Raw genomic sequence first — 24007 nt, 5'->3', positions numbered from 1 at the left:
TGCCAGGTCGACGTGGCCGCGGGGAACGCCAGGCATTGATTGCTGTGTTCCTGCGGCATTTGTCTCCGGAGGTCGGATCACGCCGCCGCTGACGCTGCAGTCATATGCGACATCCGCAGTCGAGATTTCACTCGATATCGGCAAGGCAACTCGAGAACTGGGCTACGCTCCGGTAATCTCAAAGGAAGAGGGACTGGGAAGAACTGCGGACGGGTCGGCGCTGGTAGCCGTCTAAAACGGCGCGCCGCGCGACTCGCTTTGATACCGCGCTCTAGGCTGTTTTCGACGGCATCATCGCTTCCGTGTTCTTGGCCGTCCTGGCAAAGCCATAGCGGCTTATTGCGAGCCCGGTGGCCTCGATCTCCGTCCGGCGGCCACTGACGAGGTCGGCGATCACGCGGGCCGACCCACTGCTCATCGTCCAACCAAGTGTGCCATGGCCAGTGTTGAGATAGAGGCCCGCGATCTTCGTCGGGCCGATCACCGGGGTGCCATCCGGAGTCATGGGCCGGAGCCCGGACCAGAAGGTCGCCTTCGAAACGTCGCCACCGGGGAAAAGGTCGGTTACGGAGTGTTCGAGCGTGCGCCTGCGAGCCTGGCCGAGGTCGTTGGTATAGCCGGAGATTTCCGCCATCCCGCCGACCCGAATACGATCGCCAAGACGGGTAATGGCGATCTTATAAGTCTCGTCCATGACTGTCGATTCCGGCGCACGAGACGCATCGGTGATCGGAATGGTCAGCGAGTACCCCTTGACCGGATAGACGGGCAGCTTGATGCCGAATGGCTTGACCAAGAGCGGCGAATAGCTGCCCATGGCGACGACCACGGCGTCGACAGCGACATTTCCGGCGTCCGTCAGAACGCCGCGAATCCGTCCAGCCTCCACGTCCAGACCGCGAATGTCAGTGCCGTAGGAAAAGCGGACGCCGAGTTCCTCGGCCTTCTTGGCAAGGGCGTTCGTGAACTTGAAGCAGTCTCCTGTTTCGTCCTTGGGCGTCAGCAAGCCGCCGACGATCTTGTCGCGAACGTGCGCCAAGGCCGGTTCGTAGCGAATGCAGCCGTCGCGATCGAGCACCTCGTGCGGAATGCCATCCGCCGCAAGCGCCTTCACATCCTTTGCCGATGCATCGAGCTGAGCCTGCGTGCGGAAGAGCTGCAGCGTGCCCTGCATGCGCTCGTCATATGCAATCCCCGTCTCGCTCCGCAGGTCTGCCAGCGCATGCCGGCTGTAGTCGGCCAGACGCAGCATCCGGCTCTTGTTGAGCGCGTAGCGTTCGGATGTGCAGTTTGCCAGCATCCGCGTCATCCATGAGAGCATGGCCGCATCGAACTTCGGGCGAAGGATCAGCGGCGCGTGCTCCATGAAGATCCACTTCAGCGCCTTCTGAGGGATGCCGGGAGCAGCCCATGGAGAGCAGTAGCCAAAGGAAACTTCGCCCGCATTGGCAAAGCTCGTTTCCAGCGCAGGGCCGGGCTGGCGATCGATGACCACAACGTCATGCCCGGCCTTCGCCAATTGGTACGCGGAGGTAACGCCGATGATGCCTGCGCCTAGAACTGCGACTTTCATGATGCCCTCATTGGACGTGGCGCTTTCGGCCACTAGCAATACTACGATATTGACGATGATAGCGATGACCGAGTGCGGTCAAGATTTCATATGAGATCGTCCCCGCTTCCCGGGCGACGTCGTCAAGCGTTCGGTTGGGACCAAGGACCTCGACGAGAGAGCCCAGGCCGATCGCGCCTTCGGGGAGCGCGCTGATGTCGATCGTGATGCTGTCCATGGAGACGCGACCGACGATCGGCAGGCGGGTGCCCTCGAAATAGACCGCGCCTCGATCGCTGAGAGACCGGGGCAGGCCATCCGCATAGCCCGCGGCAATAGTAGCGAGCCGGGTTTCCTTGGATGTGACATGGATGCCGCCGTAGCCGACCTTTGTTCCGGCCGGAACGGTTCTCGTTTGAATCACGGCTACGTCGAGGCGCACCACCGCTTCCATCGGGCTTGGCTGCCCCGACGGAGCGGCGCCGTAAAGTGCGATACCGGGGCGGGCGAGGCCCCCTTGCTGATCGCGCGGAGTTCTTCGAGTTGCTCCCAGTTCTGCGCGCTTTCCCCGTCGTCGGCGGAAGCGAGATGGCTCATCAGGAACAGGATTTCGACGTCGCGCTGCCCGGTGATCTCCTGGGAAAGCAGGGGCCGTTCCTCCGGCGAAAGTCCGAGACGCGACATTCCGGTATCGAACTGCACGACAGCCGGCAGTCGGCGTCCGAGCTTACGCGCCGTTCTTGCCCAGTTCCGCCATTGCGGAATGGAATTGATGACCGGGACGATGTTTTCGTAGGCGCAGATATCCTCGTTACCCGGCTGCAATCCGTTGAGGACGAAGATTTGCGCATCCTGGGGCAGGGTGGGGCGCAGTTTGGTCGCCTCGGCGAATTGCGCGACGAAGAAGTGTCGGCAGCCGCGCTGATAGACGGTCGTCGCTACACGTTCGGCTCCCAGGCCGTATGCGTCGGCCTTGACGACGGCTGCGGCACCTGCGGCCCCGGCCTTAGCTGCAAGAACCTCATAGTTGCGCCCGAGCGCCTCCAGATCGATGGTGAAATAGCCGGAGGCGCCCTCGACGCCCCCCACTTCGTCTACACGCAGCTCACCCAATCTCACGGTTTGCAAGTGTTGGTCCTCCACGCTCGGGAACATGGTGGAATGATATTGAAACGATCGTCGAATTTCTCATCAAAGAGTATTCGATTATTCGAAAAATATATAAGAAGAAGTGGAATCAAAGAAGTTTTAGAGGAATTAGCGATGTCGTCTTTGGATGCTATCGACCGTAATATCATCCGGCTTCTCCGCCTTAACGCTCGCACCCCGAATGCGAAGCTTGCCGACGAAGTCGGGCTGTCGGCTTCAGCTTGCATGCGCAGGATACGGATCATGGAAGAGTCTGGCGTGATCCGCGGCTACACGGCGCTGGTGGACACCTCCAACGTCGAGTCGTCGATCGCGGTTATCATCAACATCACGCTCGAACGCCAGACCGAGGAAGACTTGGATCGCTTCGAGGCCGCCGCCAAGAGATACCCCGAGATTCGCGAGTGTTTTCTGATGACGGGAGGCTACGATTACCTCCTGCGTGTCGAGGTCGCGAACGCGGGCGACTTCGAACGGATTCACAAGGAAATCCTCTCGACGCTGCCGGGCGTGCTGCGGATACACTCGAGCTTCTCGATCCGGAACGTCCTGGCGACGAAGCCAAAACGCAGCTAGCACTCCCCTACGCCGCCATTGTTGGCTGTCGTGCTCTATTGGGCGGCCTTCAGCGGCCCAAGAGCAACATCGGCCGTGTAGTTCTCTCGCATGAAACTGATGAAATTGTCCTGGAACTGGCGCGTATGCGCATGCGCCAGTTCATCGGCGAGATCGACGTTCCCTTCGCGGATCGCGTCAAGCATCTGGCTGTGCTCGTCGGTCAGCAGATAGCCTTCCCGCATAGACGATCGCCATGTGGAATTCTTTGTCGGCTTCGGACATTGCCAAATGATTGCCGGTCTTGACCGCGGCGGCGAAGGCTTTGTAACGCTTGGCGATCACCTTGAGGTCCGCATCGGTGCGCAAGGCCGCTGCCAGCCGCATGTTCATCCGCTCCATCGCTTCGCCAGGCGGCGATACACAGGAACCGTGAGAGGCTTCCATTGCCTGCGGGCATGCCTGATCAGCATTTTGCGTCGAGACCAAGGGCGTCGGAGCGCCTGGATGCGGCGCATTGACTGCCGGCGGATATCCTCAGTAGTGGCGGGGCGGCACTAAGCCGGCCCGCTACGGTTAGACCTGGGCCTGACCGCCATCCGCGAACAGTTCCGCACCATTGACGAAGCTGGAGTCGTCGGACGCGAGGAAGAGGGCGGCCTTTGCGATTTCCTCCGGCTCGCCAACGCGACCGAGCGGGATACGCGAAGCGAGGTAATCGAGGAGACCCTGCTGCTGTGCCTTGTCGTCACCGGCGAGCTCGACCAAGCCAGGCGTGCGTGTCGCGCCGGGCGAGATTACGTTGACGCGTACACCGGTGTCCTTGAGGTCAAGCGCCCATGAACGGGCAACGTTGCGAACGGCCGCCTTGGAAGCGGAGTAGACGCTGAAGGCGGCAGTGCCTTCGGTACCGGCCGTCGAACCGGTCAGTACGACCGAAGCCCCCTTGCCGAGGAGCGGCAACGCCTTTTGGACAGTGAAGATCACTGCCTTCACGTTGCGACCGAAGGTGTCGTCGACCTGCTCCTCGGTGATCTGACCGAGGGGAAGCATTGTGCCGCCGCCGGCATTGACGAAAAGCACATCCAATCGGCCTTGCTCTGCTTTGACCTGCGCGAAAAGTTTGTCGAGGTCTTGGTTGTTGCTGGAGTCTGCCTGAACGCCGATGGCGGCGTGGCCGATCTCCGCGACAGCCTTATCGAGGGCATCCTTGCGCCGACCGGTGATATAGACGCGGGCGCCTTCAGCAGCGAAAAGCTTGGCGGTTGCGAGCCCGATGCCGCTGGTTGCACCGGTGACGACGGCGATCTTGTTTTCAAGGCGGTTGGTCATGTTGGTCTCCTGTTATCGGACATGTTTAAGGGTTCGTCCGAGCACGCTCGGACGGTTGGGGTTCTCAAAGCTGTTCAGTAAGGGCGGTGGCTAAGCTCTTTGCGGTTTCGTCGCCGTCCGTTGACTAGGAAATACGCCGTCAGGGCGGGGGTGAAAAGTCGCCTGCCATGGAGAGATTATCCATGGGTATGGATGATCCTGCTAACGTCCCTCGCTAGGCGCGAGTCATAACCCTCGAAGACGCCAGCGGCCCAGTCGGAAAAGGCTCTCAGCTTCGGGTTTGGAAATCTGTCGGCGGGGTAGACAAGATGCAGCACATGGTTCGCGGGCTTCCATTCCGGCAAGAGCTCGATAAGCGTCCCGTCCTTGAAGTGCGGCCGGGCAAGAAAACCGAAGGTCTGCCCGATCCCAAGTCCTGCAAGAAGCGCGCTGAGATGCGCCGTGCTTTCGTTCACCGCAACCCACGCCGTTGCCAGCAGCTCGTTGCTCTCTTCCGAATTCTGAAAGCGAAGCGGAAAGCGTTTCCCGTTCGATGCGGAAAAATAGCTGACGACCCTGTGTTCGTCGATGTCGCGGGGGTGTGATGGCCGCCGTCTCGACTCGAGATAGGCCGGTGGGGCGCATAACACGTAGTCGAGTTCGCAAAGCCGTTTTGCCTTGAGGGACGAGTCGGCCATGTCGCCACCTCGGATAACGCAATCTATGCCTTCTCCGATCAAATCCGCGGATCGATCGCGTACCCCAAGGAAACCTTGCCTGGAACTGGTTGAGCGCCGGTATAAGGATGTGGTTTGCAAGAACCGATCCGATATCGACACGAAGACGTCCCTTTGGTGTGCTGTGCGATCCCACTGTCGCCCCGTCCATGTCGTCGAGGTCCGCCAGGAGGCGAAGTGCCCGTTCATGATAGGCGATGCCTTCCTGCGTCATCGTCACTGCGCGTGCGTGTGACGAGCTTCGTCCCGAGGTGCGCCTCCAAGTCCTGCAGCAACTTGCTTACCGAGGACCGAGGGAGGTTCATCGTGTCGGCCGCTTTCGCAAACGATCCCGCTTCGGCAATGCGAACGAACGCACGTATGGCAAGTAGCTGATCCAACTAAAAATCCTATGCGTCGGCGACCGAGGTTGAAGGAGCGGCAGCGCCAAAAATCCCAAGCTAACCTCTCTCAGACAGGCTTCCCATGCAAGTTCTTGCGCAGGATTGCACACTCTTACTGTAAACGCGTGCGAGGTGGATGCCGGAACCCGCTGCGGAGGCATTGCACAGCAAGCATCGTCGTGTCGTTTGGTATGCCTCTTCCCAAACGTCTTACGCGAGCGTCTCGCGCCCTCTCGGTCGTCGCGATCGACCGCGACCGCGTGTCAGGAGGCAGGTCGCAGCGGCCGGCCGCATCGTGAAGATCCACCGGCTCCCGGTGCGTCATGGGGTGATCTCAGGGAACTCCACCGGTCGACGTGGGACCTTCAGCCCGATAGTGCCGACGAGCTGAATATTCGTGGCGACGGATGGGCATCGAACCTAGTGAGCACCGGCTCCTCCGCCTGCCTTCGACTTCTGGGTGAAGAGCAAGGCGATGGCCGCCAAGGCAAGCACGATACCGATCACCGCGAAGGTGTCGCTGAAGGCGATGATCAGGGCCTGGCGCTTGACGATCTTGCCGAGCGCTACGGCCGCCTGGGCGGCGGCCTTGGTTTGGTCGGAAAGGCCATGCGACAGGAAGTATCCCGTGAGCTGATCGAGACGCGCCTTCACCTCTTCCCGACCGGCCGATACCGATTGGCCGATGATGTTCGAGTGAAACTGCTCGCGCTTCGTCAGGACTGTGCCGAGCGTTGCTGTGCCCACCGCGCCACCAAGGTTTCGCAGCATGTTCGTGAGACCTGAGGCGGCTGCGGCGTCGGCAGGCGCGATGCTGGCGGTGGTGATGGCAGTGATCGGCGTCAGCACAAGGGCCTGACCGATGGCGCGCACAATGTTCGGGATCCAGAACTGGTCGCCGGCGCTATCTGCGGAGAGCATCACGTTCATGAAGCAGCTGACTGCAAAGATGCTGATGCCGACGAAGCCGATATAACGGGCGTCAAACCGTTTCATCATGATCGGCACCAGCGGGATCAACAGAAGCTGCGGGAGGCCCGTCCAGGCAAGAACGTTGCCTATCTGCTCTGCATTGTAGCGTTGCACCTGGCCGAGATATTGCGGCAGGATATAGACGGTGCCAAAGAGCGCCACGCCCACCAGCACGTTGACCAGCACGCCGATGCCGAAGTTGCGCTGCTTCAGCAGTCGCAGCTTGACGAGCGGCTTCTCGACCGTCAGCTCGATCCAGATGAAAGCAGCCAGGAATACAAAGGCGATAATGCTGAGCTTGAGGATGAAGGGAGACGAGAACCAGTCGTCCTTGTTGCCCTCCTCCAGCACCGTCTGCAGCGCCGACAGGCCGATCGCCATCGTCACGATGCCCGCCCAGTCACCTTCGCGCAGCAGCTTCAGTTGCGTCGGCTGCTTCTCGAGCGTGGCAGCGAGTGCGATCGCCATGATCGCGCTCGGGATCGTGTTGATGAAGAAGATGGTTTGCCAACCGTAATTCTCGGTCAGGTAGCCACCAATCGTCGGGCCGATTGCCGGCGCGAAGGTGACGGACAGAGCAAAGATCGCAAGACCCGTCGGCTGCTGAGCCTTCGGCAGCTTGGTCAGGACCATGGTGAAGGCCATGGGGATTAGCACACCGCCGGCGAAGCCCTGCAGCCCACGCAGCACGATCATCGAGTTCAGGTCGTGTGCAAAGGCACAGGCCATCGAAAACAGCGGAAACAGGATGGTGTTCACAAGCATGTAGCGGCGGAACGAAAAGACCGCGCTGAAATAGGCCGTCAACGGAATGACGATGATTTCGCCGATCAGGTAAGAGGTCGAAATCCAAGCGCCGTTGTCGACGCCGGTGCCGATTCCGCCCTCGATATCGAGAAGCGAGGCGTTGGTGATCTGGATGTTGAGGATCGCCATGAAGGCGCCGATCATGCCGGCGAGTACGGCGATCCATTCTCTGGTCCCGGCCTTTGGCGAGACGGCGGTCGGCCTTGCGGTCGCTTGAATTGTGGCAACGGTGGACATGACACGGCCCTCCTGGCCTTTCGCGATCATCGATCGCGGTTGTCTTTTGCCTATTTTGTGTCGATGCTCGGCTGAACGGACATGCCCGGCCTCAGGTGACCGGAAGCAGTGCTGTCGGCATCGAGCACGATCCGAACTGGGATTCGCTGGACGACCTTGGTGAAGTTTCCGGTCGCGTTGTCAGGCGGCAGCAGAGCAAATTCCTGACCGCTTGCCGGAGCAATACTGTCCACGCGACCGTGATAGATGCGACCGGGGTACATATCGACGTCGATATCAACAGGCTGACCGGGGCGAACGTCCGTCAACTGGGTTTCCTTGTAGTTCGCGACGACGTAGGCCGCGCTGGTCGGGACAACCGTCATCAGTTGAGTGCCGGCCTGGACATACTGGCCCACTCGCAGAGTGCGGTTGCCGACAATACCGTCAATCGGCGCAACGATGCGCGTATAGGAAAGGTTGAGCTCAGCCTGCCGGGCGGCCGCTTCTACACGGGTGACCATGGCCTTTGCCTGCGCCAGTTCGGCGGTGAGCAGATCGATCTGCTTCGTCGCACCATCAAGGGAGGCGGTATCGCGAGCAGTGGTCGCACGGATCGCGGCGATCTGCGAAGCGGCCTGCTCGGCGGCTTGAACGGCGGCGTAGCCGTTGACCGCAAGCCGTGAATAGCGCTTGTCGTTCTGCTCTGCGAAAGCCTCGTTGGCTGCGTCGATATCGATGGAAGCCTTGGCTGCGGCAATCACCGATTTCTGCGTTTCGAGTGCAGCAGCCTTTGCCTGTACTGTAGCTTTGGCTGCATCGACGTCGGCGCGAGCCTGATCGACTGCCGCCTGATAGTCCCTGTCATCGATTGTTGCCAGAACCTGGCCGCTCTTTACCGCCTGGTTGTCGCCGATCGCGATGTTGGAGAGGTATCCGGAAACCTTGGGGGCGATCGCGCTGCTGTCGGCCTTGATGTAGGCGTCGTCGGTCGACACATGGAAACGCCCGACGGTCCAGTAATCGTGACCGTAATAGGCCCCGGCGGCGATACCACCGATGGCAACGGCGCCGAGAAGCGCCGTCTTGAAGCCAGATCGGCGTTTTTCGCCAATTGCCGGCGCAGAAAGCGCTTCGGTGGTCGCCGGCTGCCTTGCTTCGAGGCTCTCTGGCAGCTTCTCGGCGACAGGCGCCGTGCGCTCTGTCTTGGTCGTGAGGGTAACGACGTTCTCGTCCATTCTCGTGTGCTCCGGTGTCCGTGGCGATCAATCGTAACGATTAGGAAGATTGTTGTTTTCCAAAATACGCCGAGTTTTGGAGGCGTCAATACATTTTGGAAAACAATCGTCTTCCTATTTGAGCGAATCCGTGAATACAGCATTCGAAATTTTGGAAACTTGATATTTTCCGAATATGCCGTACGCTCTGCCGACCGAAAGTTTATGTGAGAAACGATGCAGGACGCAGGTGCAGAAAGACGCCCGAGAGGCAGGCCGCAGGTCAGATGCGACGACGATACCCGGCGCGTCATCATCGAGGCTGCCAATGACCAGTTCAGAAAGGCCGGCTATGCTTCGGCAAGTATCAGCGCCATCGCGCAGGTTGCCGGCGTCTCCACGAAAACGCTCTATCGCCTCTTTCCGGCAAAGGCTGATCTGTTTTCGGCGCTTATTTCAAGCCGGATCGATGGATACTTCCTGGGCCTGGATCACGACACGCTTTCCGGCCTGGGGCTTGAGGAGGGACTGGAGCGCTTGATCCTTGCCTATGGCCGCCTGACCCTCTCCGCAGACACCATCACGATAACGCGCCTGGTGCTCGGTGAATCCGACCGCTTCCCGGAACTAGCCAAGGTGTTCTACGAGAAGGCGATGATGCGCACGAGCCATGTCATGGAGGCTTGGCTTGCGCTGCAGGTCGAGCGCAATCTGATCCGCCTGGACGATCCAGCAGCAGCCACCGGCATGCTGCGCGGCATGATGACCATGGAGCCGCAGCGCGCCGCGATGATCGGCATGATCGACGTCATATCGGATGAACAGATCGTCCACAGGGCACGCGACTGTGCCACGCTTTTCCTAAAAGGGTGTGCGGTCAAGCGCCAGATGGTGAACGGGTAATGCCTTATGGGCCAAAAGAGGTCGTCGATTCGACCTTTTGAAATTTGCAAATACCTACAGAACCGCTCAAGCTGAACGGTTTCGCAGGAGCCATAACAGGTATGGCATAAAGGACGACATTTGCCCGAGATACAGGTTGTTGGGCTACGCCTTTCACATCTTTCAAACGCGTTGCGAAGTTCAAGATGCTAAGAGCGAGCAGCCGGAGCGACTTCGCCCCGGCGCTTTTATCGTCAATCTTTGTTAGGCAGGACGTACGTTCTCGGCCTTGGACTTTCCAGTCTTGCGATCCTGACCCAGGTCGTAGCTGACATTCTGGCCGTCGCGCAGCGATCCGCCTTCGACTGCCGAGATATGCACGAAGACGTCTGGACCGCCATTGTCCGGCGTAATGAAGCCGAAGCCCTTGTCCTGATTAAAAAACTTTACAGTGCCGTTCGCCAAGAACTGCTCCCATGGTTTGGTTTTTGGAGGCGCAGTCATAGACCGAAGGATGATTGGAGGCAAGCCACGCTGCCGTCTTCATCCTCGATTCCGACGATGAAGCGCGCGATATCGTACGCCCAGGTGGGCTACTACCGGGAAAAATCCCGGACACGGACAACACGCACGCCGATTCGATGCTCGCGATCTTGCGCTCGCCACGTCATTTCAGGTGGCAACGTCCTAGCTCATCCACCTGCGATGTTCCGCAAAACGATCGGCCAGCAGATCGATGAACAGACGGACCTTCGTCGGCAAATGACTTCTGTTCGGATAGACGGCGTTGATCGTGAACTCCACGCCCCGGTAATCCGGGATCAGGGGAACGAGACGGCCTTCGGCAAGATCGTCGGATACCAGGAAGCTCGGTGCGAGAGCCATGGCGCGGCCGCTGATCGCAAGGTGGCGCAGGGTTTCGGCGCTGTTGGTCACCACTGATCCGCTTACTTTCACCCGGCTTCGCTCGCCCGCCTCGTTCTCGAACGTCCAGTCGTCGCCGTACGGATAGTAGGTGTAGCGGGTGCAGTCGTGCCCGGAGAGATCGGCAAGCTCTGTGGGTGCCTTGTGCTTCTCGAGGTAGCCGGGCGAGCAGACGAGGATGTGCCGCCACGGCGTGAGCTTGCGGGCGATGAGACTGTTGTCGGCGAGTGGAACGGTCCGGATGGCAAGGTCATAGCCGTCCTCGACCATGTCGACCATCCGCTCGCTGATGCCAAGGTCCAGCGTTACAGATGGATAGAGCAGCAGGAACTCGTCCAAAACCGGAAGCAGAAATCTGACGATCGCTGCCGTCGAATTGAGCTTGAGGATACCCCGTGGCGTCGTCGTCAGCGCACCGGCCGCCCGGTCTGCTTCCTCGAGATCGGTAAGAATCTGAGCAGAGCGGTCGTAGTAGAACTTGCCCGTCTCGGTCAGGCTTACCTTGCGGGTCGTTCGGTTGAGGAGCCGAACGCCCAGGCGTTCTTCCAGCGACTGGACATGTGTGGCGACCATGGTCACCGACATGTTCAGGCGCCGGGCCGCCGCGGTGAAACCGCCGCATTCAACCACTTTGCCGAAAACCGAAAGACTTGTGAGCCGGTCCATACTCGCCCCCTGATTATCCGCTCTGAGCGTATGATGCTTACCGATATAAGTGGATTATCAATCGATGAACAGCGGGGCATCTTTACTCCATCGGAACAGACTCGCGCCCCAAGCGCAAAACCCCAGGAGAATTCGAAATGGGCGAACTGCCCCGCAAGGAAGTGTTCGAAGCGTCTGCCGAAGCAGATCGCAAGGTCAGGGACGTTCCAGCGGCTCCCGCTGAAACGCCCGCACAGGTCACTCCCGCTGCCCCCGGAAAATCCCGCAAGGCGGGCTTCAAGAAGGGCGTGCTCGCTGTTGTTCTCTTGGCGGGCGCTGCCTACGGCGTGCACTTCTGTCACGATTACTGGACAGTGGGCCGCTTCATCGAAGCCACCGACGACGCCTACGTGAAGGCCGACTACACGACTATTGCGCCGAAGGTCGGAGGCTACATCAAGCAGGTCCTCGTTAACGACAACGACGCGGTCAAAGCAGGGCAGGTTCTCGCCCGTATCGATGACCGGGACTTCCGAGCCGCCCTCGACCAGGCACGTGCCGACGTCGTGGCTGCCGAAGCTGCCATTACCAACATCGACGCCCAGATCGAGCTGCAGCAGTCCGTGATCGATCAATCAAAGGCCGCGGTAAATGCGTCGAATGCCTCGCTCGTATTCGCGAAGTCGGAAGCCGCCAGAAACGCCCGGCTGATCATCAGCGGCGCGGGGAGTCAGTCCAAGGCGGAGCAAACGCAATCCTTGATGGACCAGGCCTCCGCTGCCGTAGAACGCGACCAAGCCGCGCTCGTCACCGCAAAAAACAAGGTGCCGGTCCTCAAGACCCAGCGTGATCAGGCCGTCGCGCAACGTGACCGCGCTGCTGCGGTTGCAAGCCAGGCGGAGTTGAACCTCTCCTACACGAATATCGTCGCCGCGGTCGATGGTACGGTTGGCGCCCGCTCTATCCGTGTTGGCCAGTACGTCACTTCAGGGACGCAGTTGATGGCCGTCGTTCCCCTGCATTCCGTCTACGTAGTTGCCAACTTCAAGGAAACCCAGCTGACCTACATAAAGCCCGGCCAGTTGGTCGAGGTGAAGGTGGATAGCTTCCCTGATCTTGATGTGAAGGGGCACGTTGACAGCATCTCGCCCGCAAGCGGCCTCGAATTTTCGTTACTGCCGCCTGATAATGCGACTGGCAACTTCACCAAGATCGTCCAGCGCATCCCGGTGAAGATCGTCATCGACAACGACGAAATTGCCGGTCGCCTGCGGTCGGGCATGTCCGTCGAACCAGAGATCGACACCAAGGACGCACAGCAGCCGGCAAAGTGAAGATTATCCGCTCCTAGTGGACAGTCCTTCCTATCCTTTTCCGATTATCGGCAATGCACCGTCATGAGAGATTCCGGTCAACCCGGAAGGAGATAAGTCATGGCTACTCTTCAGCTAGCAGTGAATAACGACAAGCCTGAGCGGACGCCGGCTCCACAGGCCCCCGCGAAATCCGAGATGAGCGCGTTGCGCATGTGGTGCGCGGTTGTTGGCTCCACGCTCGGGGCCTTCATGGCCGTTCTCAACATCCAGATCGTCAATGCCTCGCTGGCCGATATCCAGGGTGCAATTGGCGCGGGAAAGGATGACGGCGGCTGGATTTCCACATCGTATCTCATAGCGGAAATCGTGGTGATCCCTCTCAGCGGCTGGCTTGCACGGGTGTTTTCGGTCCGCAGGTACCTGCTCGTCAACGCGATCATGTTCGGTTCATCCTCAATTTCTGTGATTCAGCGGCAGCATTCTCGCTCTCATTAGTTCAGGGCCGGCGCGACCGTACATTGCTCGTTTAAGCATCTTAAGACGGTTGATCTGCCCTTCGGCTTGACCGTTGCTCCAAGGGAGTTCGATTGCATTTTTTACGGCATCAATATCACGGCGCAGAACGCTGGCGAAACGCATGATTGCTGTTAACTCGGTGTCGATGGCATTGTCGATCCATTCATCCAGTGCCAGCGAGCTCGTGCTGCGCAAGATGCCGTTGAAGCGCATAGCCAAGCCACGCATAATGGCGAACGCTCGAGAGCCATCCTTTAAGGCATTGACCTTTCTGGCCTGATGATCTGTCAGCAGGCCGCGCGGTTTTACGCACAAAGCTGCAGCCACCACGGACGAGATCATATGGCCCGTATCGGGATCGCGGACGGGTTCTGAAACATCTATATTCGGAGGCGGCTCGTCAGCTTGGATGTTTTCGACTGCACGCCACACCTTCAGCAAGCGCTCCAGATTGGATCGGCTGCCCGTGTAGCCGCGGCTCTTGATATCGTAAAACAGATGACGCCCGAGCCGGTTTCCATTTTTCCAGCATTCAGCCAGGAAAGCTTCGAAATACAGTGGCGATGTCGGATTCAATGCTGCCCGGTTTCTGTCTCGAGGTGCATTGGAAGTAAGCCAATTCGCGATGCTGCGGCGCTCGTACCCGGTCCGCCTTGCAATCTCGCTGTAGGTGAGGCCCTGCTGCCGCAACGCTTGAAGCATGTCGAATATTTCCTTACGAGATTGCCTGTGGGCCAAGCGGGCACGGCGCTGTTTTGACCTGGCGCTGGCTATAGCATCTTCGGAAAGAATGGGTCTGACGTTGGCGTGACCGTAAACGCTCATCTGCTCCTTGATTGCCTCCCTCAGATTTTGAACCAGATGAAAACGGTCAGCCACCTGGCGGGCCTGAGGCGCGCCCTCTCGGACTGCCTGAGCATAAAGACCACAGCGATCTCGGCTCACGACCTCGATTGTCGGACGCTGTTGCAACCAAGATTTTGCGCTCTCGACGCTGCGGTCCTCCAGAACATCGACGACCGAATGACGCTCAAGATCGACGATGATCGTCCCGTACCGCGAGGAATGCCGCCAGCTCCAATCGTCAATGCCCACAACCCGAATAGTGTCTTGTTGTATGGACGCCGGATTACCGCGCTTCAATTGCCGCAAGATAGTATCGTCGCTGACCGGCATGCCGAGCCGATGCATCAAGTTCTCTCCCGGGCGACCGCCCATCCTGTGACCAACCAAGCCCACAATCTCAGCCATCCGGGCAGCCTGTCGGTGAAGGTTCGTCGCCCGCATTTCCGGTGTCTACACTGCCACCGGTTCAGTGCCAGTTTGATTTCCACAGCTTGACCTTGAACGGGCAAGTCCTGGAGACGGCGGTTGTGCCAGCCGTGCCGATGCTGACTCCGCGTTCCACAATCCGGGCAGATGCCGACCGGTTTCGCAGCAGCGGAAACAACCCAGTATCCTTCATTTTGAAGGGTGATACCCAGAACTTTGACCCTTGGGCCGGGTGACCATTTCAATTGCGCTCGCATCCTCGCAGATAGCAGTCGAGGCGCTAACATCCTGTTAACCACAGAAATAGAGGAAGAACCTTCAAAGCCGTCATTTCGCCTTTGCGTGATCCCTGCCACTGACTACTCGGAAGCTCTCCCGATAGCCTAACGGCGTAACTCCCAGTTTGCGCTGGAAGGCGCTTCGCATTTGGTCGGCGCTTGCGAATCCGCATGCGAACGAGACCGCCTTCTGCGCCAGGTCCGTTGCTTCTAGCAAATTGCGTGCATGGTCGATACGGATGCCTTCGACGAAGTCGTGAGGCGTTACGCTCAGTTCTCGCACGAACATTCGCGCGATGCTGCGTGAACTCACGCCGGCGATTTCAGCAAGGCGTCCGACGGGAAATGCTTCATCGATATGCTCCGTCACGTAGGCCTGGACTTTGGCGAGTGGCGTAAGCGGATCGATGTGCGGCAAGAGAAGCGGACTGAACTGCGACTGGCCACCCTGCCGTTGCGCGATCACAACGAGAGACTTGGCGCAGGCAAGCGAGATCGCGGAACCATGGTCCTCGCGGACGAGCGCGAGAGTGAGGTCGATCCCGGCCGTAACGCCCGCCGAGGTTACCAAACGGTCATCGCGCGCGTAGATGCGATCGTGCTCAACGTGGGCGGCGGGAAACCTGATGGCCAGTTCCGCAGAGCAGAGCCAGTGGGTAGTTACGGACCGCCCGTCAAGCAGTCCTGCGTGCCCGAGCGCAAACGCGCCGTTGCAGATGGAGCCGTATCGATTGGCTTCGGCGCCCCGCCGCCGAAGCCAGTCCGACATCGCATTGTCTGCGGCGCGCGAGGGAAGGTCTGGCCCACCCGCCACCAGAACGGTATCGAACGGATGGCCGGCCTCTTCAAAACTGAAGTCAGGTTTCATCCACATCCCGTTCGAACAGCGAAGCGGATCGCTTTGCCGTGCGACCAGTACGCATCGGTAGTGCTCACGATCCGGTAGGAAGCTGTTGGCTGCCGCGAACACGTCGAGGGGGCCGGCGACGTCGAGTGCTTGGACGCCGTCGTGAATGACGAGAGCAATATCCTTTTTCGCCATAGGCGCCCTATCGTCCATTGCCGCAAGAAGCAGCCAGGAAGTCACATGGCAGCTTATCACACACGGTTGGCAGATTCTCAATGTCTGTCGTCATTGCTGCCACGCGCTGTACCTGCGATTAAGAGGTGGCGGAAGCAAGTGAGCTTTAAACCTTGCCTCAGCACTCATCCAATGATCGTTCGTGAACCTCATCATCTTGATCCTGGGGCTGCGGACATGCGTCTGGCACAGGAGAAAAGAATGGCAAACGGCAAGAAATCAAAGGTCGCTGATGCAATCTTTGCAGGAGGCGGCATCGGGGGCGTTTCGATACCGGACAGTGCACTCTGCGGCGCGATTACCGAATTCGTCAGAGACACAGCGACCGAGTTGCTTTTCAATCATTCAAGCCGGGTCTACTTCTTCGGAGCCTTAGCCGGTCAAAAGCGTGGTCTCACGGTCAACCGCGAGTTACTGTACGCGGCGACTATGTTCCACGATGTCGGGCTGATGCCCTCGCACAGCAGCGCTGATCTCCGCTTCGAGGTTGACGGCGCGAACGCGGCTCGCGATTTTCTGAGGGGACACAACGTCGACCCTTCTGACATCGAGAAGGTTTGGGCAGGCATCGCACTGCACACGACGCCGGGCGTGCCTGAGTTCATGCACCCGGTGATCGCGTTGACCACGGCGGGCGTCGAGATGGATGTTCTGGGCCTGACCTACGATCAGTACGCCGACGACATCCGCGAGGCTGTGGTATCTGCGTTTCCGCGCACTACGAAGTTCAAGGAAGATATCATCCAGGCCTTCTACGAAGGGATCAAGCACAAGCCTGGCACGACTTTCGGCAACGTCAAGGCGGACGTGATCGCCGACAAGGAACCGCACTTCCACCGCGGCAATTTCTGCTCTGTCATCCGATGCTCCGGCTGGAATGGCTGACCGGATCACGGGGTCGGCCTTGGACTGTCATGCGACGGGCTCAATAGGTCGATATTTCGATCAGATTATGGTCTGGGTCACGAAGGTAGATTGACTGGATGGACCCGGTCGCGCCGGTCCGGGCGACGGGTCCTTCCACAATCTCGATATTCATCGCCAGGATCTTTTCTGCGACGTTTTCCAGTTTGTTCGACGTGATGAAGCAAAGATCGGCCGAGCCGGGCGTGGGTGCAAAAGCCTTAGGCTCGAACTTTTGGCCCTTCTGGTGAAGGTTGATCTTCTGGTTGCCGAAAATCAGGGCTTTCCTGCCGTTTCCGAATTCGATGACCTCCATTTCCAGGACTGTGGTATAGAAGTCACGGTTCTGTCGATGGACACAACTGTCAGGACAAGGTGATCAAGTCGATCGATGACCATTGCCATTCTCCTTTGTACGGTTTCGTGCACTTCCGATGTGCGATCGAGGTCGCGTGTCACATCCCTTGAGTAACGCGGCGCACTCCAAGATGCGAGCAACCCGGTTGCCAGTTTGTCGGATACCGTGTTCCAGATAACTTGAAAAGAAAGGCACATGTTAATGTCGCCTGATGCACCCTTGCCTAAGTCTTATCAACAGCACCAAATCTCGAAATCGCGACGCCACCAGTAAGGAAACGAAAATGAAGAAGATGGTGATACTGGATGACTATCAGGACGTCGCGCTGTCATTGGCGGACTGGCGGGCGCTCCATGGCCAGATCGAGGTCAGAAGTTTGAATGTTCACCTGGCCTCTGAAGATGCCCTGGTTGAGCAGATCTCCGCTGCTCATGTGCTTTTCATGATGCGGGAGAGGACGCCGTTGACGGCGAGCATCATTGACAGGCTGCCCAACCTGCAGCTCATCGTCACTTCAGGCATGCGCAATGCCTCCCTGGATTCTGCCGCAGCCAGGAGGAAGGGGATATTGATTTGTGGAACTGAAAGCATGTCCCGACCGCCGGTGGAATTGACCTGGGCGCTCTTGATGGCTTTGAGCAGGTCTATTCATCGCGAATACAAGAACCTAACGAGCAATGGTCCATGGCAGAGTACCATTGGCACGGACTTGTACGGTAAGTACCTCGGGGTCATCGGTCTTGGAAAAATCGGGAAGGAAGTGGCAAGGCTCGGTCAGGCTTTCGGGATGAAGGTGCATGCCTGGAGCCCCAATCTCACGCCGCAGCGCGCGCAGGAGTGCGGGGTCGCTTATGCCAGCAAGGAGGAACTGTTCAAGGCCAGCGATTTCCTGACCATTCACATGGTTTTGTCGCCCGATACGCGGCACGTGGTCGGAAGTGCGGAATTGGCGCTCATGAAGAAGACATCGTATCTGATCAACACTTCGCGGGCCGCACTCGTTGATGAAACGGCTTTGATTGCTACCCTTCGAGACGGCGCGATCGCAGGAGCGGCGCTTGACGTATTCGAGCAGGAGCCGTTGCCGGTCGACCATCCCTATCGCTCGTTGGCCAATGTGCTAGCGACGCCGCATCTTGGATATGTGACTCTCGACAACTACAAGACCTACTTTCGCCAGGCATTGGAGAACGTTGACGCCTGGCTGGCCGGACGGCCCATCCGTGTCCTCGAATGACGAGCCAGATCACCCGGCATTCGACTTGTAGTGTTCGATTTTTGTGTCGATGAATTTCTCGATTTTCCTCAGGTCGGATATTCTCTGTCGGATGATGCGCTTGCGGTCTTCGAGAAATGCGACCGTTTCCGCGTCGGAGAGGGCTTTGTCACCGTAAACCTTGAGCAGAGGGGCGATCTCTTTCAGGCTCATCCCGAGCTGCTGGGCCTGTCTGACCTGCTCTATCGTTTTCAGGACGGAGGTATCGTAGTCCCGGTAGATGCGGCTTCCGGCCTGAACCGGCGTCGAGGTGATCAGGCCCAATTCTTCATAGTGTCTGATGCCATCCTTCGACATCTCGGCAATGCTCGCCACTTCACTGATAAACACTGAATGTCCTCTCTTGACTGTGGGGTTTGCCCACAGATTAAGCTGGCGTCGTATTTTGTCAAACCAAGGCTTTCAGACATGAAAATCAAAGATCCGCGGCCCGTCGCGCTCGTCACCGGAGCATCATCTGGAATGGGGAGGGAGTTCGCATTGAGGCTGATTGCGGAAGGTTACATCGTCTATGGCGCCGCCCGTCGTGTGGGCCGGATGTTTGAGCTTGAGAAAGATGGGGTCCGAGTGATGGAGATGGACCTTACGGTCGACGGGTCACTGGTCTCGGCCATCCAGCGTGTGCTGAACGAAGAAGGTAGGTTGGATCTTCTCGTCAACAATGCGGGATACGGGCAGTACGGCACCCTCGAGGAGGTGCCGATGCCTGATGCCCGGCGTCAGTTCGAAACCAATCTGTTTGGATTGGCGCGTCTCGTGCAACTCGTCGTGCCCCATATGCGGGCGAGGAGGAGCGGAAAAATCGTCAACATTTCGTCAATCGGCGGGAAGCTAGCCATGCCCGTCGGCGGCTGGTATCACGCGTCAAAATTTGCGCTGGAAGGCTACTCTGATACGCTGCGCAATGAACTCGCGCCTTTCGGCATTGACGTGATTGTCATCGAACCCGGTGGCGTCGAGACCGAGTGGGGTGGCATTGCTGTTGAGGAAGCTCGCCGCCATTCGGCCTCGGGAGCCTATTCCTCGTTGATCGAACGTTTCGCAAAGTTGCAATCCGGCAATCAAAGACTTGCGCAGCCGAAGGTCATCGGCCATCTCCTCGTCAAAGCGATAAGGGCGCGCCGCCCGGCGACACGTTATCACGGCGGGACGATGGCGGGCCCCATGCTCTTTCTGAAGGAATGGCTGCCGGATCGCGTTCTCGACAGGATGATTTGCATGATCTTCGCAACCCGCCGTAAATCGCGATGAGCGGCGGCCGCCTCGAACCAAGTCGCCGCGGTGAGGGGCATACCGAGACCGTTGCCACGCTGCGTACTTCACCACTAGCATCCGAAGAGTCTTGACGGATGAAACGCCGCAGCGCTGCCCACCGAGCAAAATGATCGCTCAGCTCAGGTTAAATCCTATCAAGGCTTTGGGCTTCGAAATAACTGGGTCGTCGGTTCCGTTCCCATCAAGCGCAATGGGATTGAGTTTGGAGGCTGTACGAAGTTTGACCGTGCGATTTACCGCGCGATCGGCCTTCAACGTCAGCGCTACCTAAGCTGCTGAGAACATTTTCCCAAAACCCGACACCCGGGCTTGGTCATATCCGACCGCAGACATGGCGCCGTAGATCGCCGTCGCCACGCTGTCGTGAATCGCGATACCATAGGTCTTTTCGAGTTGATCGACGAGCGGAGCGCCGGCAAGGTTGGTACAGAACACAGCAATCGAGTCCGGCTGCGAGGGTGCAAGCTCGGCGATCATCTCTGCGATGGTCTCGGGTGAGACCTGGCTGAAGCTGAAATTATCCCTGATGCCCTGATGTCTCTCGCAGATAATCTCGATTCCCTCATTCGCGAATGATTTGATGATGGCGGCCTGCACATCGGACGTATAGGGCGAGGCGAGGCCGATCCGGCTCTCCTCCCTCAGGCGCATGACATCGAACAGGGCAAGCACCGACGTCGATGCCTTTATGCCGGTCACTTCGGTAATTCGCTCACAAAGCCGACGATCGCTGTCCAGGCCCAGCCAGCCGGCACTCGTGCCATTCCATACGATGACATCGACCTTGGCATCAGCAAGCAATTCAGCGGCGGCCAGCATCGGGCGGTCGTCGAACTGGTTCAACAGCGCGGCGTCAAGGCCGATTGCGGTCACCCGGAACCTCGAAAAATGCGCCGTTACGTCAGGCAGGTCCTTGAGCATCTGCGTGGTGACCGGTTCGAGGACCGTGTTGGATGAAGGGGTGAGCATTCCGATGCGAAGCGGGGTCACTGAAGTTTCCTGAGGGTAAGGTTGATCAAGCATGGATCGGGGGCCGGCCGAGCTTTGGAAGGGCGGCCTCGAAGGCTGCGGCTGCGGACAGCACCCTGGCGTCACCGAGATGCTGTCCGACGATCTGCAATCCGATGGGCAGGCCATCGACCAGACCACATGGCACGCTGGCCGCGGGTTGGCCCGTCAGATTGAAGGGCGAGGTGAACGGGCACCACTCATAGGGGGCAATCGGCTTGCCATCGATCGTCGGCGGGCCATCCTCATCCTTGGCGAAGGCGGTGACCGATAGTGTCGGGGTCAGGATGAAGTCATAGCCGCTCATGATCCTGGCGATCTCATCGACAAAGGCTTTCCGCGCAGTGATCGCATCGGTCGCATCTTCGAACGGGCGCGATTCCGAAAGCAGTGCCGTGACCGCCTTGGATACCGGCAGCGGCTTTTCCGCAAGCAGCTTGCGCATGCCGGTAAGATCGGTTTCCAGGGCCACCATCGCCCGGAATGTCGCATGAACATCGATTTCCGGCGGAGCGCCGACCACCAGCTCAAACCCGCAGGCTTCTGCCAAAAGAGCGACCGCCTTGTTGGTGGCATCTTTCAAGCCCTGTCCGATGGCCTGGTCATGCCATGTCGGCCAGTACAGGACCTTTGCTCTGCGCGGCAGCGGGGCAATGTCGGTCCAGGAAAGGTCGGCGCAGGGAATAGACCAGCGGTCGCGCGGATCGGGACCGGCAATGACGGAGAGCATGAGGGCGGCATCGGCGACATCGCGGGCGAGGGGACCGATATGCTCGATCGATTCCCAGCCGGAGGCGCCTGGAATCGATATGTCGCGGCAGCCGGGCCATACCGGCACGCGGCCCATCGCGGCCTTGATGCCGACCAGGCCCGAGAGGGCGGCGGGAAGACGGACGGAGCCGCCGCCGTCACTGCCGATCGCGATGGGGCAAACCCCGGCCGCGACGGCTGCGGCCGAACCGGCACTCGATCCGCCCGGCGAGCGGTCGGAATTCCACGGATTGCCGGTGGCTGGAAACAGCATGTTGTTGCCATGTGCGCCAAAGCCGAATTCGGAGACGTTGGTCTTGCCGAGGATTATGGCATCGGCAGCTTTCAACCGTTCGACCACGATATCGTCGGCATCGGGTATGTATTCGGCGTAGAGATTGGAGCCGAACGTCGTTCTCAGGCCTTTCGTCAGGACGAGATCCTTGATGGCGACGGGTACGCCGCAAAGGGGGCCGACCGGTTCGCCGCGCGCAATGCGCTGATCCAGCGCATCCGCAGTTGCAAAGGCCTCCTCGCGTGCCAGCGTCGCGAATGCGTGGATGACTGGTTCGACCTTGTCGAGCGCGCTGAAGGCAGCCTCGACGATTGCCCGCGCGGAAATCGCACCGGACGATACCTGCTGGGCGATCAAGCGCGCCGACATGGTCGGATATTCATCGATAAGCATGGAAGCCTCCTGTTATGGCAGTGTTTCTGGTCATGATCGTGCCTCGGCTGGCCTGGCCATCAGTAGCCGTTCAAGTGCCGGGGACAGGCCATGAGAGCTTTTGGGATCGGGCCGTCGAAAGGTGCCGGCAGATGCCATTTTGGGATTGAGCGCGGCAAGCAGTTCCGCCTGTTTGACCGCCGCGACGACGGACTCGACGACCGGTACCGGAATGCGCTCGCGAACGCGGGCGGCAAGGCCGGCGAGCGGGGCGCCGGCAAGAATGATGACATCGGCGCCATCTTCTTCGACGGCACTGAGCGCAAGCTGGACGAGCAGCTCTTCCTTTTCGTCCTGCACACTGGCCAGTGAAGCGAACTTCGCGTCGAGCAGCCGGATGCTTGCTAATCTATTGAGGAGGCCATGCATGACCACGCACTCGCGAAACCATGGGCCGAGAGCGCGCGCGAAGGAAACGATGGAAAAGCGTTGGCCAAGCATACAGGCGCTCAGCATCGCGGCTTCCGCCAGGCCGATCACGGGCACCGACATCAGTTCACGCGCGCCGCCAAGGCCGGGGTCGCCAAATGCAGCCACGATGGCGACATCGAAGCTGCCTTCCCTCTCCGCGAGAACGTCCAGCACGATACCGGACGCGATGGCCGCCTCTGCCCGCGTGGCGATATACGGTACGCCGCGCGGGGCGGTGACCGGTAGAAGCTCGGAGGTCGGTGAAAGTGATGGCCCTGCGACGCGAACGAGAAGGTCGGTTACGTCCGACGAGGTATTTGGATTGAACAACAGGATGCGCGTCATGGAAGGCTATGCCTCATCTCGGTAGACAGTTGATCTGCCAGCTCTCCTGCGCGATGGCAGGCGACGAGCCGGTCCTGGTCGCGAGCGAGCAGTGGTGGCATGACCTGGCTGCAAATGGGAATTTCTACCGGACAGCGTCCTGAAAAGCGGCAGGCATTCTGGTTCGGGTCGATGGGCTGGATGCAGAACCCTCGAGTTTGGTACGGACGGTGTTCTTGCGATCCGGATCGGGAATAGCGTCTATAAGCGCCCGCGTATAAGGGTGCAGCGGAGCACGGAAAACGGAATTCGAAGGTCCGAATTCAACGATGCGTCCGAGATACATCACGGCGATCTTGTCGCAGAGCAGGCGCACGACATTGAGATCGTGGGATACGAAGAGGTAGCTCATGTCGCGCTGCTTTTGCAGCTCGGCAAGCAGGTGCAGGATAAGGGACTGCACCGACACGTCGAGGGCCGAGGTTGGTTCGTCCAGGACAAGCAGCTTCGGCCGGACCGCGATAGCCCGGGCAATCCCGACGCGCGCTTTCTGTCCGCCCGATAGCTGATGGGGATAGCGGCTGCCATATTCCCGGGGAAGTCCGACATCGTCCATGGCGGCAACTACCACGTCGGTGATTTCGCGGCGTGAGCCGCCCAATAGTCTCTTCAGCGGATCGGCTATCGCCTGGAACACCGTGAAGCCGGGATTGAGGCTTTCAGTCGGATCCTGAAACACGACCTGGATATCGCGCCTGAGGGGAGATCCGCCGAATGACCTGGCTGGGATCGCGCCGATTTCAACGCCTGAAAGGGTGATCTCGCCTTCGGTTGGATCGACCAGGCGGGCCAATACGCGGGCAAGAGTCGACTTTCCGCATCCGGATTCACCGACAAGACCGATGCATTCGCCGGCGCCGATCGTCAGGTCGACCTCGTCGACGGCGTGCAACATCTTGCGCCGCAAGGTGCCGACGGGATAGCGCTTCGAAAGGCCTCGGACCTCTATCAGTGGAGTGGTGGAAACTGTCATAGCGGGTGCCTGCAGCGAACGGATTGATCATTGAATAGCCCCTAGATTTGTAGACGCCTTCTCCCCTAAACTTGAGGCAGGAGGCCTATATGGGCAAAGGCAATTTCACAGAAGAGTTCAAACGTGACG

At 59.2% G+C, this 24007-nt stretch carries 18 protein-coding genes and 6 pseudogenes; 7 read left to right on the top strand and 17 right to left on the bottom strand.

Annotated elements, in window-relative coordinates; translation table 11 throughout:
* Positions 1-271: 271 nt before the first annotated feature.
* Positions 272-1573: a D-amino acid dehydrogenase gene (locus ASE04_RS08235; protein WP_056814850.1), complete on the bottom strand. Its 1302-nt coding sequence runs from the start codon at positions 1571-1573 to the stop codon at positions 272-274.
* Between the two features lie 7 nt (positions 1574-1580).
* Positions 1581-2707, bottom strand: a pseudogene (locus ASE04_RS08230) (alanine racemase).
* 108 nt (positions 2708-2815) lie between these two features.
* Here ASE04_RS08230 and ASE04_RS08225 point away from each other — a divergent pair.
* Complete coding sequence (locus tag ASE04_RS08225) at positions 2816-3277, top strand: Lrp/AsnC family transcriptional regulator (protein WP_056814847.1); 462 nt, start codon at positions 2816-2818, stop codon at positions 3275-3277.
* A 35-nt stretch (positions 3278-3312) separates the two neighbouring features.
* Here the strand turns inward: ASE04_RS08225 and ASE04_RS29875 are convergent.
* From ASE04_RS29875 to ASE04_RS08195, 5 genes and pseudogenes are all read right to left on the bottom strand, one after another.
* Positions 3313-3655 (bottom strand): annotated as a pseudogene (locus ASE04_RS29875) (FCD domain-containing protein); the annotation flags it as partial.
* Positions 3656-3832: 177 nt separating this feature from the next.
* Positions 3833-4588 (bottom strand): SDR family NAD(P)-dependent oxidoreductase, encoded by a 756-nt coding sequence (locus ASE04_RS08210; protein ID WP_056814836.1) that lies wholly within the window; start codon positions 4586-4588, stop codon positions 3833-3835.
* Between the two features lie 176 nt (positions 4589-4764).
* Positions 4765-5684: pseudogene (locus ASE04_RS08205) on the bottom strand (LysR family transcriptional regulator).
* 423 nt (positions 5685-6107) lie between these two features.
* The gene (locus tag ASE04_RS08200; RefSeq protein WP_056815133.1) at positions 6108-7703 is read right to left on the bottom strand and encodes a DHA2 family efflux MFS transporter permease subunit; all 1596 of its coding nucleotides are present in this window, start codon (positions 7701-7703) and stop codon (positions 6108-6110) included.
* Between the two features lie 50 nt (positions 7704-7753).
* Positions 7754-8920 carry an HlyD family secretion protein gene (locus tag ASE04_RS08195; protein WP_056814833.1) on the bottom strand — a complete coding sequence of 389 codons (1167 nt, stop codon included), beginning with the start codon at positions 8918-8920 and terminating at the stop codon, positions 7754-7756.
* A 216-nt stretch (positions 8921-9136) separates the two neighbouring features.
* Between ASE04_RS08195 and ASE04_RS08190 the strand changes: the two genes are divergently transcribed.
* Positions 9137-9802 carry a TetR/AcrR family transcriptional regulator gene (locus ASE04_RS08190; protein ID WP_056814832.1) on the top strand — a complete coding sequence of 222 codons (666 nt, stop codon included), beginning with the start codon at positions 9137-9139 and terminating at the stop codon, positions 9800-9802.
* A 243-nt stretch (positions 9803-10045) separates the two neighbouring features.
* On the opposite strand, the gene ASE04_RS08185 is transcribed toward ASE04_RS08190, so the two are convergent.
* Complete coding sequence (locus tag ASE04_RS08185; protein WP_056814829.1) at positions 10046-10246, bottom strand: cold-shock protein; 201 nt, start codon at positions 10244-10246, stop codon at positions 10046-10048.
* 222 nt (positions 10247-10468) lie between these two features.
* Complete coding sequence (locus tag ASE04_RS08180; RefSeq protein WP_056814825.1) at positions 10469-11371, bottom strand: LysR family transcriptional regulator; 903 nt, start codon at positions 11369-11371, stop codon at positions 10469-10471.
* A 137-nt stretch (positions 11372-11508) separates the two neighbouring features.
* Between ASE04_RS08180 and ASE04_RS08175 the strand changes: the two genes are divergently transcribed.
* Together ASE04_RS08175 and ASE04_RS29870 are read left to right on the top strand one after the other, a co-directional pair.
* Positions 11509-12684, top strand: coding sequence for an HlyD family secretion protein (locus ASE04_RS08175; RefSeq protein ID WP_056814822.1), 1176 nt, complete (start codon positions 11509-11511; stop codon positions 12682-12684).
* A 99-nt stretch (positions 12685-12783) separates the two neighbouring features.
* Positions 12784-13110: pseudogene (locus ASE04_RS29870) on the top strand (EmrB/QacA family drug resistance transporter); the annotation flags it as partial.
* 9 nt (positions 13111-13119) lie between these two features.
* Here the strand turns inward: ASE04_RS29870 and ASE04_RS08165 are convergent.
* Both ASE04_RS08165 and ASE04_RS08160 read right to left on the bottom strand, forming a co-directional pair.
* Positions 13120-14711, bottom strand: a pseudogene (locus ASE04_RS08165) (ISL3 family transposase).
* A 70-nt stretch (positions 14712-14781) separates the two neighbouring features.
* A complete protein-coding gene (locus tag ASE04_RS08160; protein WP_056814816.1) occupies positions 14782-15774 on the bottom strand; it encodes a GlxA family transcriptional regulator in 993 nt (330 codons plus the stop codon).
* Positions 15775-16014: 240 nt separating this feature from the next.
* On the opposite strand from ASE04_RS08160, the gene ASE04_RS08155 reads away from it, so the two are divergent.
* The gene (locus tag ASE04_RS08155) at positions 16015-16698 is read left to right on the top strand and encodes an HD domain-containing protein (RefSeq protein WP_056814813.1); all 684 of its coding nucleotides are present in this window, start codon (positions 16015-16017) and stop codon (positions 16696-16698) included.
* 40 nt (positions 16699-16738) lie between these two features.
* Here the strand turns inward: ASE04_RS08155 and ASE04_RS08150 are convergent.
* Positions 16739-17115: pseudogene (locus ASE04_RS08150) on the bottom strand (VOC family protein).
* A 242-nt stretch (positions 17116-17357) separates the two neighbouring features.
* On the opposite strand from ASE04_RS08150, the gene ASE04_RS08145 reads away from it, so the two are divergent.
* Entirely contained in the window at positions 17358-18311 is a 954-nt protein-coding gene (locus tag ASE04_RS08145; protein WP_056814810.1) for a D-2-hydroxyacid dehydrogenase family protein, read from the top strand.
* 9 nt (positions 18312-18320) lie between these two features.
* Here ASE04_RS08145 and ASE04_RS08140 read toward each other — a convergent pair whose 3' ends face one another.
* Complete coding sequence (locus ASE04_RS08140) at positions 18321-18680, bottom strand: MerR family transcriptional regulator (protein WP_056814807.1); 360 nt, start codon at positions 18678-18680, stop codon at positions 18321-18323.
* Between the two features lie 3 nt (positions 18681-18683).
* On the opposite strand from ASE04_RS08140, the gene ASE04_RS08135 reads away from it, so the two are divergent.
* The gene (locus ASE04_RS08135; protein WP_244490362.1) at positions 18684-19601 is read left to right on the top strand and encodes an oxidoreductase; all 918 of its coding nucleotides are present in this window, start codon (positions 18684-18686) and stop codon (positions 19599-19601) included.
* Between the two features lie 291 nt (positions 19602-19892).
* Here ASE04_RS08135 and ASE04_RS08130 read toward each other — a convergent pair whose 3' ends face one another.
* The 4 genes from ASE04_RS08130 to ASE04_RS08115 all read right to left on the bottom strand — a co-directional run bounded on the left by ASE04_RS08130 (position 19893) and on the right by ASE04_RS08115 (position 23878).
* Positions 19893-20594 carry a maleate cis-trans isomerase family protein gene (locus ASE04_RS08130; RefSeq protein ID WP_082597286.1) on the bottom strand — a complete coding sequence of 234 codons (702 nt, stop codon included), beginning with the start codon at positions 20592-20594 and terminating at the stop codon, positions 19893-19895.
* 46 nt (positions 20595-20640) lie between these two features.
* Positions 20641-22071 carry an amidase gene (locus ASE04_RS08125; protein ID WP_056814799.1) on the bottom strand — a complete coding sequence of 477 codons (1431 nt, stop codon included), beginning with the start codon at positions 22069-22071 and terminating at the stop codon, positions 20641-20643.
* A 30-nt stretch (positions 22072-22101) separates the two neighbouring features.
* Positions 22102-22866, bottom strand: a complete 765-nt coding sequence (locus tag ASE04_RS08120) for an aspartate/glutamate racemase family protein (RefSeq protein WP_056814797.1) — start codon at positions 22864-22866, stop codon at positions 22102-22104.
* 124 nt (positions 22867-22990) lie between these two features.
* Positions 22991-23878 (bottom strand): oligopeptide/dipeptide ABC transporter ATP-binding protein, encoded by an 888-nt coding sequence (locus tag ASE04_RS08115; RefSeq protein WP_244490361.1) that lies wholly within the window; start codon positions 23876-23878, stop codon positions 22991-22993.
* Positions 23879-24007 lie beyond the last annotated feature (129 nt).

The organism is Rhizobium sp. Root708 (assembly GCF_001429725.1).
Taxonomy (GTDB): domain Bacteria; phylum Pseudomonadota; class Alphaproteobacteria; order Rhizobiales; family Rhizobiaceae; genus Rhizobium.
Note: the sequence above shows the minus strand (reverse complement) of the source record. Positions and strands in the feature narration are given on the sequence as shown.